12 protein-coding genes are annotated in these 12,912 nt (G+C 64.2%); 2 read left to right on the forward strand and 10 right to left on the reverse strand.

The features are described from left to right. Nucleotides 1–10: 10 nt before the first annotated feature. The 5 genes from HV770_RS25775 to HV770_RS25795 all read right to left on the reverse strand — a co-directional run bounded on the left by HV770_RS25775 (nt 11) and on the right by HV770_RS25795 (nt 7,469). On the reverse strand, nt 11–2,011 hold the full coding sequence (locus HV770_RS25775) for a sensor histidine kinase (RefSeq protein WP_175164272.1): 2,001 nt from the start codon (nt 2,009–2,011) through the stop codon (nt 11–13). A gap of 48 nt (nt 2,012–2,059) precedes the next feature. Further along, the gene (locus tag HV770_RS25780; protein ID WP_175164274.1) at nt 2,060–3,340 is read right to left on the reverse strand and encodes a dicarboxylate/amino acid:cation symporter; all 1,281 of its coding nucleotides are present in this window, start codon (nt 3,338–3,340) and stop codon (nt 2,060–2,062) included. 437 nt (nt 3,341–3,777) lie between these two features. Further along, entirely contained in the window at nt 3,778–4,563 is a 786-nt protein-coding gene (ugpQ, locus tag HV770_RS25785) for a glycerophosphodiester phosphodiesterase (protein WP_175164276.1), read from the reverse strand. A gap of 386 nt (nt 4,564–4,949) precedes the next feature. Continuing rightward, on the reverse strand, nt 4,950–6,278 hold the full coding sequence (locus HV770_RS25790; protein ID WP_175164278.1) for an MFS transporter: 1,329 nt from the start codon (nt 6,276–6,278) through the stop codon (nt 4,950–4,952). 36 nt (nt 6,279–6,314) lie between these two features. After that, nucleotides 6,315–7,469 (reverse strand): M20 aminoacylase family protein, encoded by a 1,155-nt coding sequence (locus HV770_RS25795; protein ID WP_246291159.1) that lies wholly within the window; start codon nt 7,467–7,469, stop codon nt 6,315–6,317. 268 nt (nt 7,470–7,737) lie between these two features. Here HV770_RS25795 and HV770_RS25800 point away from each other — a divergent pair, with 268 nt between their 5' ends. Next, on the forward strand, nt 7,738–8,196 hold the full coding sequence (locus tag HV770_RS25800; RefSeq protein WP_175164280.1) for a MarR family winged helix-turn-helix transcriptional regulator: 459 nt from the start codon (nt 7,738–7,740) through the stop codon (nt 8,194–8,196). Nucleotides 8,197–8,314: 118 nt separating this feature from the next. Here HV770_RS25800 and lipA read toward each other — a convergent pair whose 3' ends face one another. The 3 genes from lipA to HV770_RS25815 all read right to left on the reverse strand — a co-directional run bounded on the left by lipA (nt 8,315) and on the right by HV770_RS25815 (nt 10,606). Beyond that, the gene (gene lipA / locus HV770_RS25805) at nt 8,315–9,319 is read right to left on the reverse strand and encodes a lipoyl synthase (protein ID WP_175164282.1); all 1,005 of its coding nucleotides are present in this window, start codon (nt 9,317–9,319) and stop codon (nt 8,315–8,317) included. Nucleotides 9,320–9,332: 13 nt separating this feature from the next. Further along, nucleotides 9,333–10,058 (reverse strand): lipoyl(octanoyl) transferase LipB, encoded by a 726-nt coding sequence (gene lipB, locus HV770_RS25810; RefSeq protein ID WP_175164284.1) that lies wholly within the window; start codon nt 10,056–10,058, stop codon nt 9,333–9,335. A 221-nt stretch (nt 10,059–10,279) separates the two neighbouring features. Then, the gene (locus HV770_RS25815) at nt 10,280–10,606 is read right to left on the reverse strand and encodes a DUF2917 domain-containing protein (RefSeq protein ID WP_121316408.1); all 327 of its coding nucleotides are present in this window, start codon (nt 10,604–10,606) and stop codon (nt 10,280–10,282) included. A gap of 98 nt (nt 10,607–10,704) precedes the next feature. On the opposite strand from HV770_RS25815, the gene HV770_RS25820 reads away from it, so the two are divergent. Beyond that, the gene (locus HV770_RS25820) at nt 10,705–11,673 is read left to right on the forward strand and encodes a transcriptional regulator GcvA (RefSeq protein WP_175164286.1); all 969 of its coding nucleotides are present in this window, start codon (nt 10,705–10,707) and stop codon (nt 11,671–11,673) included. Between the two features lie 21 nt (nt 11,674–11,694). Here the strand turns inward: HV770_RS25820 and HV770_RS25825 are convergent, their stop codons facing one another. Then, complete coding sequence (locus HV770_RS25825) at nt 11,695–11,964, reverse strand: DUF493 family protein (RefSeq protein ID WP_175164288.1); 270 nt, start codon at nt 11,962–11,964, stop codon at nt 11,695–11,697. After that, a complete protein-coding gene (locus tag HV770_RS25830; protein ID WP_175164290.1) occupies nt 11,936–12,904 on the reverse strand; it encodes a D-amino acid aminotransferase in 969 nt (322 codons plus the stop codon). The genes HV770_RS25825 and HV770_RS25830 overlap by 29 nt, the downstream gene beginning before the upstream one ends. Nucleotides 12,905–12,912 lie beyond the last annotated feature (8 nt).

The raw sequence follows: 12,912 nt of genomic DNA on the forward strand, positions 1-12,912 counted from the left end.
CCATCTTGATTCAGGAACCCGTGGTCAGCGGGTCCGCCGGGTGGCTCGTCTGCACGCGCGCGCGGCGCAGCGTCAACACGAATAATGCACCGCCGTCCGGCGCGTTGCGCGCGACCAGCGTGCCGCCGCAATCGCGCGCGATCGACGACGAGATCGCCAGCCCGAGTCCCAGCCCCTGCCCCATCTCCTTGGTCGTGAAGAACGGTTCGAACAGACGCGGCAGCACGTCGTCAGGAATGCCAGGGCCATTGTCACTCACCATGACCGACACGTTCGCCTCGGCGACTTCGATCTCGATCGCGATGCGCGGCGCGCTCATGCCGGCAATCGCGTCGAGCGCATTGCCGAGCAGGTTGATCAGCACCTGTTCGAGCCGCAGGTCGTCGCAATGCGCGATCAGTTCGGGATGGTCGTCGGTGAGACTGAGCGGCGTGCGCGCGCCGCTCACGGCATCGCATAGCGTGAACACGACTTCGACGCCCTGCAAGCGCTTCTGCAGCAGCCCGACGACATTGCGCAGCGCCCGCATGATCGGCGCGCGCGCATTGCGCGGCCGCGCCCGTCCGACGAACAGCTTCAACTGATTGGTGATCTTGCCCATGCGCTCGGTAAGCGCCGCGATCGCTTCGAGGTTCTCGCGCGCCGACGCCTGGTCGCCGCGTTCGAGCAGCACGCGCGTGTTGTCCGAGAAACCGCGCAACGCGGCAAGCGGCTGATTCAATTCATGCGTGATGCCGGCTGCCATTTGCCCGAGCGCGGCGAGCTTGCTCGCCTGGATCAGCTCGTCGTGCGCGGCGCGCAACTCCTGCTCGGCGCGCGTGCGCTCGATCACTTCCTTCTGCAACTGTTCGTTCGCCTGCGACAGATCCACCGTGCGTTCGGCGACCCGCTGATTCAGTTCCGCGTAGGCCTTTTGCAGCAGCGTGCGACTGCGCATCATCTCGCGCACGCGAGCGCGGCGCATACGCCAATAGAACGCGAGCAACACGATGGAGATGTAGGCGAAGCCGGTGACGATGGTCGCCTTGCGCGCGTCGGCGTCGACCGGATCGACGGGCGCCATCGTGATCAGATGCCAGTCGGGAATGCCCATGCTGCGGCGCGACGCGAGATAGCGCGGCGCATAGCGGCCGCCGCCGATGCGCACGATCTGCGCATGGCCTTCGAGCGTGCGCTCGATCGTCAGCGGCAGCGGCGCGATGGTCTGCTGCGCGTACTGCCGCGCCTGGTAGATCGAATCGGCGACCGGTCCCGACAGCGGCCGTACCGTGTGATATTTCCACGCCGGCACCGAGGACAGAAAGATCACGCCGTGATCGTCGGTGACGACGAGCGGCTCGGACGCATCCGCGCCCTGAAACCATTCGAGATCGAGTTTGACGACCGCCACGCCGACGATCTTGCCGTCGCGCCGCACCGGTTGCGAGATGTAATAGCCGGGCGCCTGCGAAATCGTGCCGATGCCGAAGAAGCGACCCACGCCGCCATTGACCGCATCGAGAAAATACGGCCGGAACTGATAGCCCGCGCCGATGAAACTGCCCGGCCCGCGCCAGTTGCTGGCGGCGACGCAGTAGCCGTCGAGCGGAATGATGTAGGTGACCGTGGCCCGCGCGTGGCGGTTGAGGTCTTCGAGATAGACGTTCGCGCGTTTGACGTTGGCCGGGCTTGGGTCGACCAGCACGTCCTGCACGATGGGATGCTCGGCGAGCAGATAGGGCAGCGACTCGTAGCGTTCGAGCGTGCTCCTCAGCGCGCTGGCGGTGCGCTCGACGCGCACGGCGGCGTTGCGCCGCAGGTTGTCGATGCCGCTTTGCCACGCGATGCTGTAGGTCAGTGCGCACGCCGCCACGAGCCCGGCAACGAGCGCGAAGAGGATCAACAGGCGGCGCGTCACGTTGGCAATGTCCGATCGGTCAGGATCGGACATTGTGGCATAAGGCGGCGCGTCGCCGTCGCCAGCTTCGCGATGCGGAAAAGCGGTGGATCGACGCGGAGCACCCGGTTTCATACGCGGGTGTCCGCAGCCGTTATAGAGAAGGCCGAACCTGCGCGCGGCTTAAACGCCGGCCGGTTCTTTGACCACCACGTCGCCGCGCAACGCGGCATTCAGCTTGTTGCGGTCCAGCTCCTTTTCCCATGCCGACACCACGACCGTCGCCACGCCGTTGCCGACGATGTTGGTCAGCGCGCGGCATTCGCTCATGAAGCGGTCGATACCGAGAATCAGCACCATGCCCGACAGCGGAATGGTCGGCACCACGGCCAGCGTCGCGGCCAGCGTGATGAAGCCCGCGCCCGTCACGCCGCTTGCGCCCTTCGACGTCAGCATCGTCACCGCCAGCAGCGTGAGCTGTTGCGCCCACGTGAGTTCGGTGTTGGTCGCCTGGGCGATGAACAGCACGGCCATCGTCATGTAGATGTTGGTGCCGTCGAGGTTGAACGAGTAGCCGGTCGGCACCACGAGGCCCACCACCGAGCGCGAGCAGCCGAGCTTTTCGAGCTTGAGCATCAGTTGCGGCAGCGCGGCTTCCGACGAGCTCGTGCCGAGCACGATCAGCATCTCTTCCTTGATGTACGCGACGAAGCGCAGGATGTTGAAGCCCACGAAGCGCGCGATGATGCCGAGCACGACCACCACGAACACGATCGCGGTCAGATAGAACGTGCCGATCAGCTTGAGCATCGGCAGCAGCGAGCCGATGCCGTATTTGCCGATGGTGAACGCCATCGCGCCGAACGCGCCGATCGGCGCCAGCTTCGTGATGATGCGCACGATGCCGAACAGGATGTGCGAAAGGCCTTCGATGAAGTTCGTCACGACCTTGCCCTTCTCACCGGCCGTGGCGAGCACCGCGCCGAACAGCAGCGCGACCAGCAGGATTTGCAGGATCTCGCCTTGCGCGAATGCCGACGACAGCGTGTCCGGGATCAGGTGCATCAGGAAGTCGACCGTGGTCTGGCCGTGCGCCTTCGCCGCGTACGACGCGACCGCCTTGCCGTCGAGCGTGGCCGGGTCGATGTTGAAGCCGGCGCCCGGACGCAGCAGGTGGGTGGCGAACAGGCCGAGCACCAGTGCGAAGGTCGAGACGATTTCGAAGTACAGCAGCGCCTTGCCGCCGACGCGCCCGACCTTCTTCATGTCCTCCATGCCGGCGATGCCGGTGACCACCGTGCAGAAGATGATCGGCCCGATCACCATCTTGATCAGCTTGATGAAGCCGTCGCCGAGCGGCTTCATGTCGACGGCGAGATTCGGGTAGAAATGCCCGAGTGCAATGCCGATGATGATCGCCACGATCACCTGGACGTACAGCACTTTATAGAAAGGTTTCTTCACGATGGTTCCTGCTTGGGGAGATGAGCTCAAGGCCTGCCACACTGCGCATCACGCGAACGAAGATTCGTCAGCCTGTGCACGGCAATAGGCCGCGACAAGACGACGAATTCAGAAATACCGGGAAGGGAAGTCGGACATCGTTGTCTCCTTGCTTTAGTTGTCGGACCGTTGCGGCCGCACCCTTTGTTTTGCAAGGTCGATGCCAGGCGGATATAAATCTTAGCGCCTTGATTCTTATGAGATTTTTATCGCAGCAACACGAATGCCGTCCGGAATTCCGGAAATCCGGACGAGGGCTGTCGGGGAATCCGGAATTCGTCGAGGCAAACCTTGCGGGAAAACCCGCAGGCTTTTTTTGCGTGTGCCTGCGGTTGCGCGGCGCGAGTGTGCCGACCGCACCGCTTCACTCACGCTTCAGCGCCCGCGTCATGCAACCCTCAGGCCGGACTCGCCGGTGCGAACAACATGTCGTGTTGCAGCTTGTCGATGCGATCCGTGCAAATCATGTCGACGCCCCATTGCGCGAGCAGTTGCGCGCGCGCCGGATCGTTCACCGTATAGGCCAGCACGCGCAACCCGGCCGCGCGAATCTGCGCGACCAGCGGCTCGCTCAGATAGCGGTGGCTCGCGTGCAACGACACGCAGTCCAGTTCACGCACAATGCGCAGCCAATCCGCCGGCACCTCTTCGAACAGCATCCCGCGTTGCAGCGACGGAGCGGCATCGCGGGCGGCGGCAAGCGCCTCGAACGAAAACGACGACAGCAGTGGCGGCGTCTGTCCATGCCACAACGTCAGCGCGCCCCTTGCCACCAGGGTGCCGGTGAGCACCTCGCGGCCCGGACACGGTTTGATCTCGATGTTGGCGGCGATGCCGTCGCGTGCGCAACGTTGCGCCGCATCGGCGAGCGTCGGCAAGCGCGTGCCGGCGAATTGCGGTCCGTGCCACGCGCCGGCGTCGAGCGCGGCCAGTTGCTGCCACGTGTGTTCGGCGGCGGCGCCGTGGCCATTGGTGGTGCGGTCTAGCTTGTCGTCGTGGAGCAGAAAGAGTTGGTTGTCGGCCGACAGCTTCGCGTCGAATTCGACCATGCGGTAGCCGTAACGCACGCACGCGTCGAAACCGGCCAGCGTGTTTTCCGGCGCCAGCGTGCCGCCGCAGCGATGCGCGACCAGGCGCGGATAAGGCCAGTCTGCGGATAGACCGCGATCAATCCCGTTTGCCACGTCTCGTTACCTTGCAGAAAGAGCGGTTGAGTCTGCTCGCGATGCGGTGCGTTGCAAGCCGCTATCACCCGCAAGGGCGTTCATACGGCACGCTGGGCGGCTTCACACGCGAGTCCCGCGCGTAGTATCGCGCGTGGGCGAATGCGACGATAGTCCGGCATGGGCGCGCGCCTCGTCTCGTCGTGTTCTTCAGTCTTTGCAAGTTCGTGATCAGGATGACGAAGCGCCCGGCTCGCGGATCCCTCGCCACGGCGCAGCGCCAATGTTTCCCGCCTCATGTGGAATTGATCGGAATTGATGCGTGCCGGCGCCCGGCCATTGCAGGCACAAGGTGGCGTAGTCCGCCGCTGCCCCGACGCCGCCGGGCAGCGGCGCTCATGCCGCCTTTAACGCGCTTGCGAAGCCGCCTGCACACGCACCCTGCCGCCGTCGGTCTGCGGCAGCAGCAGTGTGCTCACCACGCCGATCAACAGACTGAACAACACGTAGTACAGCGGCGCGGCATTGCTGCCCGTCACCTTGACGAGCCACGTGTTGACGAACGGCGCCAGTCCACCGAACAGCAGCACGGCCAGGTTGTACGTGAGCGCCGCACCCGTCGAGCGCACGCCGACCGGAAACACTTCCGTCAACACGATGGGCACGGGCGCCCAGATAAAGCTCATGAAGAACGACACCCCCACTTGCAGCAGCAACAGCGAGTGGAACGAGGGCGCGGCGATGAAGTGATGGAAGAAGAACCACGCGGCCACGCCATAGCCGACCATTCCCGGCAGCAACACCGCCTTGCGTCCGTATCGATCGGACAGGTAGCCCGCGAGCGGACAGACCAGCAGGATGACGGCCGTTCCGAAAAAGGTCGCGAGATTCGCGTCCGCCGTCGCGATGCCCAGGCGCTGCTTCGCGAAGATCGGCAGGAAGAACACGAACACGTACGCGGAGACCGTGCCCACCACGCAGATGCCGGTGCTGGAGATCATCTCGCGCGGATACTTGCGCACGAGATCACGCAACGGCGTGCGCGCGGCCTTCTGCGATGCGCTCGCGGCGCTGCGGCGATAGGCAAGAAACTCCGGCGATTCATCGACCTTCGAACGGATGATCCAGCCCACCGGGCCGATCAGGATGCCAAACAGAAAGGGCAGGCGCCATCCCCATGATTCCAGTTGCGCCGCGCTGAGGTGGGTGGTGAGCAGGTACGCCACCGCGGCGCCCAGCGAGAATGCCAGCGCCTGCGAGCACATCTGGAAACTGCCGAAGAAGCCGCGCCGATGAGCGGGCGCGAACTCCACCAACATCGTGGTCGCACCGCTGAATTCGCCGCCGGCAGAGATGCCCTGAATCATCCGCGCCAGTACCATCAGGATCGGCGCGGCGACGCCGATCGCGGCATAGGTCGGCAGCAGGCCGATCATGCCGGTGCCGAGCGCCATCAACACGATGGTGATCGACAGTGCCTTCTTGCGCCCGACCCGGTCGCCGTACAACCCGAGCAGCACGCCGCCGAGCGGGCGTACGGCAAAGCCGATGCCGAAGGTCGCCAACGTCAACATCAGCGAGGCGAGCGGGTTGTCGGCCGGGAAATACAGGCGCGCGATCGTCGCCGCAAACAGCCCGTAGATCGCGAAGTCGAACCACTCGAATGCATTGCCGAGAACGGAGGCAATCACCACCTTTCTCACCATCGAGGACGATGGCACGGGGTTAGCGGACATTGCGAATCTCCATGAAGATGTGATTGGCGAGTGCGCTCAACCCAGCCGACGCCGCACGATTTCGAGGAACACCGCCGCGCCTGCCGGTGCCGTGTCGTCGTCGAAATCGAATGCCGGGTGATGGCACGTCAGGCCGTCGTGACCGAGGAAAAAGTACGAACCCGGGCGCTGCTGCAGCATGAAGGCGAAGTCTTCGGACGCCATCAGCGGGGCGACGTCGGAAATCACATTGTCGACGCCCAGCACGTGTTCCGCGGCGGCCCGCACGACGTCGGTCTGCTCAGGCGTGTTGACGGTGGGCGGAGAACTCTGCAGATGCTCGAATTCGACCGTGCATCCATACATACGCGCCGCGCCGTCGCAAATATCGCGCAGGCGCTTCAACGTCAGTTCCTGGGCCGCGACCGACAGCGTGCGCACGGTCCCTTCCAGCATGGCGGTGTCCGGGATCACGTTGATCGCGGTGCCGGCAATGAACTTGCAGACACTGACCACGGCGGTGTCGAGCGGATCGATATTGCGGCTGACGATACTCTGGATCGATTGCACGATGGCCGCGCCGATCATCAGCGGATCGATCGAGCGGTGCGGCATCGCGGCGTGGCTGCCAACGCCCTGGATGTCGATCCGGAAAAGATCGCAGGCCGAAAGAATCGCGCCGCTGCGCACGCCGACCTTGCCCGCTGGCAACGCGTTGTTGTTATGCAGCGCGTAGATTTCGTCGCAATGAAAGCGCTCGAAGAGACCATCGCGAATCATCTCCGAGCCGCCGCGCAACGTTTCTTCGGCGGGCTGGAAAATCAGATGGACGGTGCCGCGAAACGCGCGATGCGCCGACAGATGCTTCGCGACGCCCAGCAGAATTGCCGTGTGGCCGTCGTGGCCACAGCCGTGGAAAACGTTGTCATGCGTCGAGCGGTGCGCGACGGTGCCCTTCTCCTGCATCGGCAGCGCGTCCATGTCGGCGCGCAATCCGATCGATGGCCCCGCGCCCAGCGTGCCCCGGATCGTGCCGACCACACCCGTGCCGCCCACGCCGGTCTGAACTTCGATGTCCCAACCAGTCAGCAGGCCGGCGACCAGTTCAGCCGTGCGATGCTCGTGAAATCCCAGTTCCGGATGCCGGTGAATGTCCCGCCGCCACGTCCGCATCGATTCCGCGAGCGCACCCCACTCCACATTTGTCTGCATGCCAGCATCCCTCGAAACATGATGAAGGTGAGATCTTTTTCGCCGCGGCGATGAGGATCCCGTTACCGGAAGATACTTTAATAGTTGCAAATTTCAACTAGTGCTTTTACGGACGAACGGCGCGCGGCGGCCATGCTTCGTCTATCATCGAGCTTGATCTGAGCGGCTATCCACGCCGCTCGGGCGACGCCCCCGACCCAACCCGAGCCCGACAGTCCCAAGCGGTATGCCACCTGCCAAGCCGAAAGCCCGCGCCGTTACCGAAGACATGAAGTTTGCGCGCTTCCTCACGTTCAAACTGGATCTGATCAAGACCGAGATGATCAGCCGAGCCAATGCGGTGTACAAGCCGGCGTGCGGTTTCGATGTGCGCTCTCTGCGCGTGCTGCGGATCATCTGCGATGCGCCTGGTATCACGGCGACGGCGGTGAGGGAACAGACCTTGATCGAGAAGACGCTGCTGTCGAAGCTGCTGGCGGATCTGATCGAGCGCAAGCAGGTACGGCGCACGATCCATCCGGATGACGCGCGTCACTTCCAGTTGTGGCCGACGACCACCGGCAAGCGCACGCGGGCGGCCAGCGACGAACTGGGGCAGGCTTTGGAGGCGGAGTTGTTATCGGTGTTGAGCGACGAAGAGCACTCGGCGCTCGATCGTATCGTCGACAAACTCGTCGACGCATTTCGCGCATCGGCACAACGCGAGGGCGCGAAGTCCGCGGACTGATGCTACAGCGAGGTAGCAGCGTGGGATGAGACGGGTGGCCGGGCGCAAAGCCGGCAGAAAAAAGCCCGCAACGCGTGCGGGCTTTTTCATCCTCAATACGGACAACGAGCTAAAGCGTTCAGACCACGCCGGCCCCATGCGCCTGCAAATCGGCGTGGTAGCTCGAGCGGACCATCGCGCCGACCGCGGCATGCGTGAAGCCCATCTTGTACGCTTCTTCCTCGTACATCTTGAAGGTGTCCGGATGCACGTACGAGCGCACCGGCAGATGGTGTTCCGACGGTTGCAGATACTGGCCGATGGTCAGCATGTCCACGTCGTGCTCGCGCAGGTCGCGCATCACTTGCAGAATCTCTTCTTCGGTTTCACCGAGACCGACCATCAGGCCGGACTTGGTGGCGACGTCCGGATGCAGCGCCTTGAAGTCCTTCAGCAGCTTCAGCGAATGCGCGTAGTCCGAACCCGGACGCGCTTCCTTGTAAAGACGCGGCACCGTTTCGAGGTTGTGGTTCATCACATCGGGCGGCGCGGCGTTGAGAATGCCGATCGCACGATCGAGACGCCCGCGGAAATCCGGCGTGAGAATTTCAATGCGCGTTTCCGGCGACATCTCGCGAGTCTGACGAATACATTCGACGAAGTGCGCCGCGCCGCCGTCGCGCAGATCGTCACGGTCGACGCTCGTGATCACCACGTACTTCAGCTTCAGCGCGGCGATGGTGCGCGCGAGGTTGCCCGGTTCTTCGGGATCGAGCGGGTCGGGACGACCGTGGCCGACGTCGCAAAACGGGCAGCGGCGCGTGCACTTGTCGCCCATGATCATGAAGGTCGCGGTGCCCTTGCCGAAGCATTCGCCGATGTTCGGGCAGCTCGCTTCTTCACACACCGTGTGCAGGTTGTGTTCGCGCAGAATCTGCTTGATTTCGTAGAAACGCGAATTGCCGGTGGCCGCCTTGACGCGAATCCAGTCCGGCTTCTTCAGCTTTTCAATCGGGACGATCTTGATCGGGATGCGAGCAGTTTTGGCTTGCGCTTTCTGCTTCGCGGTAGCGTCGTAGGCGGCGGAAGCCGGCACACCTTCGGGCGCGGGGGAAGCTGCGAGGTTCGCGGTAACGTCAGTCATTCGTTCGGTCCAGTCAGGCGGTGAGCGCACCAGCCTGTGGTTGGGCGACGGCCGCGGGACTGCCGTCGAGGTTTGCGGTGAGGCATGCTGCAAGGGTACGGGCCACGTCGTCCCAGCCGGCGGCAACGCCGAGCGTTGCCATGTCGACCGTTTCGAGCCCCGCGTAGCCGCATGGATTGATCGCCAGAAACGGCCGCAGATCCATCTTCACGTTCAGGCTCACGCCGTGATAACTGCAGCCGTTGCGGATTTTCAAACCGAGTGCCGCAATCTTGGCGCCGGCATGCAGTCCGGCGCCCGGATCAGGCGCTACGTAGATGCCGGGGGCGCCGGCCTTGCGTTCTCCGGCGAGATTATACGCCGCCAGGGTGTCGATCACGGCCTGCTCGATCCGAGTGACCATGTCGCGCACCATCAGCTTGCGGCGACGCAAATCGAGCAGCAGGTAGGCGACCACCTGGCCGGGCCCGTGATACGTGATCTGGCCCCCTCGGTCGACCTTGACCAGCGGGATGCCGCTGTCGGCGGCCAACAGATGCGCCGGATCGCCGGCCTGCCCAAGCGTGAAGACGGGTGGGTGTTCGACCAGCCAGATTTCGTCGGCGGTATCGGCCGTGCGTGCATCGGTGAATGCGCGCATCGCGTCGAAGCTGGCTTCGTAGGATTCGTTGCCGAGCCAGCGCAGCGTAAGCGGCGCCGTGGCGGGTGAGTGAGACGGGGAAACCGGGATGGTGCTCATGGTCCCGGCAGTTTACCGAAATACCGGGATCCGCGCCGGGGGTGACTTCATTCGAAAGGCCTCGGTGCGGACGGGCGCTGTGTTGCCGGGTGCGTAGGGAGCAGCGCCGGTTGGAAGCGCATTGGACGGCGTGGCGGCACGTGTGCCTATTACGGCCAGTGACTTGGCGTCTCGGCCTATCGGCGGCCACCGCCCAACGTCATCCGCGCGCCGCCCCCGCCTCAAACCGTGCGCCAACCGCCGCGCAGGCGCATCATCAACCGTTCACCGACCCGCGCGAGCCAGTTCAACGCGCGTTCGTCGCAGCGCGTCGGTACGGAAAATGCCACCTTCGCGTGCGTGGTGCCCTCGGCGCTCAGCCAGAGTCGCTCACCGCGCCGCAGCCGAAGCGTGTGGCCCGGTTGCAGCCAGTAGTCTTCGGTGTCGTCGCTACGCGTGACCCAGATTGCGCCGCCATGGACCACCAGCTTGGTGCTGCGCGCGACCTTCATCGGCAGCGTTTCGCCGTTACGGATTTCAAACGCAATGCTAGAGGAAATTTCTCGCATGATGCCCTCGCCAAAAATCGTTTCATGGCTACAATCGTAGGCGTAGCAAGGGTTTACGCAAAACGATCTATTTTCATCTCTATGTGAGAAATATTGCGATGGACCTCCGTCAATTACCGGCGCTGAACGCAATCAAGGCATTCGAGGCCGCCGCACGTCACGAGAGCTTCTCGCGCGCCGCCGACGAACTGTTCGTCACGCACGGCGCCGTCAGCCACCAGATCCGCGCGCTCGAAGCCGAACTGGGCGTATCGCTGTTCGCCCGCGACGGCAAGCGCGTGCGCCTTACCGAAACCGGCCGGCGCTACGCCACGCATGTGCGCACCGCGCTGATGGCGCTCGCCGACGCCACCCGCGAAATCCGCGCCGGCGACCGCGAGCGCCGCCTGGTGGTGTCGATGCTGTCGTCGTTCGCAGCGCGCTGGGTGACGCCGCGCATCGGCAGCTTCATCGAGGCGCACCCGCAATGGGACCTCGAACTGCTGTCCACCAACGCGCTGACCGACTTCGCGCGCGACGACGTCGACGTCGCGATCCGTTTCGGCTTTGGCAAATATTCGGGGCTGCATTCGGAGTTGCTGCTGGAGGAGATTTTCTTTCCGGCCTGCGCGCCGCATTTCAACGGCGGCAACCTGCCGAAAACGCCGGCCGATCTCGCCAAAGTCCCGTTGCTGCGCTCCGACGACGAATTGTGGCGCCCCTGGTTCGACGCCGCCGGCCTCACCGACTGGCCTGAGCCCAAGCGCGGCGTGCTGTACCAGGATTCGTCGAATCTGCTGCAAGCGGCGATCGACGGCCAAGGCGTCGCGCTCACGCGCCGTTCGCTGGCGATGCATGAGATCGCCGCGGGCCGCCTCGTGCGTCTATTCGATGTGGACGGGCCGAGCCCGTGGCAGTACTACTTCATCTGCCCGCCGCAAATGCTCGACACCGCCCGCGTCAGGGCTTTCCGCGACTGGGTGTTCGACGAGGTGGGACGCTTCAAGCAGCTGTTCGACCGGGCTTGCCAGGCGGGACCCGCTGCGAGCCCCGGTCTGGCGGCGGACGCATTGCACGTCACGCCGTGATACGAAACGTCGCGCGACGCGTTACAGCACCACTTTGACCATCGGATGGCCGGTCAGCGCGAGATAGATGCTATCGAGATGCTCGCGGCTCGTGGCGCGCACGGTGACCGTCAGCCCCGTGTAGTTGCCGCCGCTGGACGGCCGCGTTTCGACGCGCGACGCGTCGACTTCGCCGTCGAACTGGCGGACCACCGTGACGATGGTTTCGGCGAACTCCGGATGCGATTTACCCATGATCTTGATCGGGAAATCGCAGGGGAAATCAAACAGTGAGTCGGTCGCGGAATTCATTCTCTACTCCTTGCTGCGCCTGTTGCGCTTCTTTGTCCTTGGCTCGCTGATACGCCGCATACAGCGCCGCAAACACCGCGCCCGGCTTGCCCTCGCCGACCGGCTGGCCGTCGAGCCGCGTGACCGGCAGCACTTCCTTGGTGGCCGAACTGACGATGATCTCGTCGGCCGCGCGCAACTCGGCTTCGCTGATCTCACGCGCTTCGAAGCGGATGCCGCACTCGGCCGTCAGCTCCTCGATCAGACCGTAGCGAATCCCTTCGAGGATCTTGTGGCTGCGCGGAGGCGCCGACAGCACGCCGTCCTTCACCATCCACACATTCGACGACGATCCCTCGGTCAGCATGCCGTCGCGAAACTGGATCGTCTCGAACGCGTCATTCTCCGCCGCGAATTGCGCCATCAGCACATTGCCGAGCAGCGACACCGACTTGATGTCGCAATTGAGCCAGCGGCGATCCTCGGCGCTCACGCAGGGCACGCCTTGGGCACGCTGCGCGGCGTCCGGCAGATTGAGCGGCGTGACCATCACGAACACGGTCGGCTGGATGCCGGCCGGGAAAGCGTGGCCGCGCTTCGCGACACCGCGCGTAACCTGAATATAGGCAATCGCATCCTGATCCGCCGGCAAACCGCCATCAGCCTCGTTCGCCGCGACCACCCGCTCAATCAGTTCGCGCCAGCCGGCGTCGTCGAACGGATTGGCGATGCCGATCTTGCCCACCGAGCGCGCGAGGCGCGCGAGGTGCTGCGGAAAACGGAACGCGGTGCGCCCGCCCTGATGCGCCAGGCGCGACGCGTACAACGGTGCGACCTCGTAAATGCCGTCGCCGAAAATAAAGCCGCGATCGAGCACCGGCACGCGCGCTTCGGACAACGGCACCAGCTCGCCGTTCAGATAAACGATCGGATCGAGCGAAACCTCGGAAACAGCGGTCATTGCGTCAG

Source organism: Paraburkholderia fynbosensis (assembly GCF_902859935.1).
Lineage (GTDB): Bacteria > Pseudomonadota > Gammaproteobacteria > Burkholderiales > Burkholderiaceae > Paraburkholderia > Paraburkholderia fynbosensis.

Coding starts and splice junctions, on each gene's coding strand:
- HV770_RS25775 (WP_175164272.1), bottom strand. CDS start 2,011: ATGAAACCGGGTGCTCCGCGTCGATCCACCGCTTTTCCGCATCGCGAA.
- HV770_RS25790 (WP_175164278.1), bottom strand. CDS start 6,278: ATGTCCGCTAACCCCGTGCCATCGTCCTCGATGGTGAGAAAGGTGGTG.
- HV770_RS25795 (WP_246291159.1), bottom strand. CDS start 7,469: ATGCAGACAAATGTGGAGTGGGGTGCGCTCGCGGAATCGATGCGGACG.
- HV770_RS25800 (WP_175164280.1), top strand. CDS start 7,738: ATGAAGTTTGCGCGCTTCCTCACGTTCAAACTGGATCTGATCAAGACC.
- lipA (WP_175164282.1), bottom strand. CDS start 9,319: ATGACTGACGTTACCGCGAACCTCGCAGCTTCCCCCGCGCCCGAAGGT.
- lipB (WP_175164284.1), bottom strand. CDS start 10,058: ATGAGCACCATCCCGGTTTCCCCGTCTCACTCACCCGCCACGGCGCCG.
- HV770_RS25815 (WP_121316408.1), bottom strand. CDS start 10,606: ATGCGAGAAATTTCCTCTAGCATTGCGTTTGAAATCCGTAACGGCGAA.
- HV770_RS25820 (WP_175164286.1), top strand. CDS start 10,705: ATGGACCTCCGTCAATTACCGGCGCTGAACGCAATCAAGGCATTCGAG.
- HV770_RS25825 (WP_175164288.1), bottom strand. CDS start 11,964: ATGAATTCCGCGACCGACTCACTGTTTGATTTCCCCTGCGATTTCCCG.
- HV770_RS25830 (WP_175164290.1), bottom strand. CDS start 12,904: ATGACCGCTGTTTCCGAGGTTTCGCTCGATCCGATCGTTTATCTGAAC.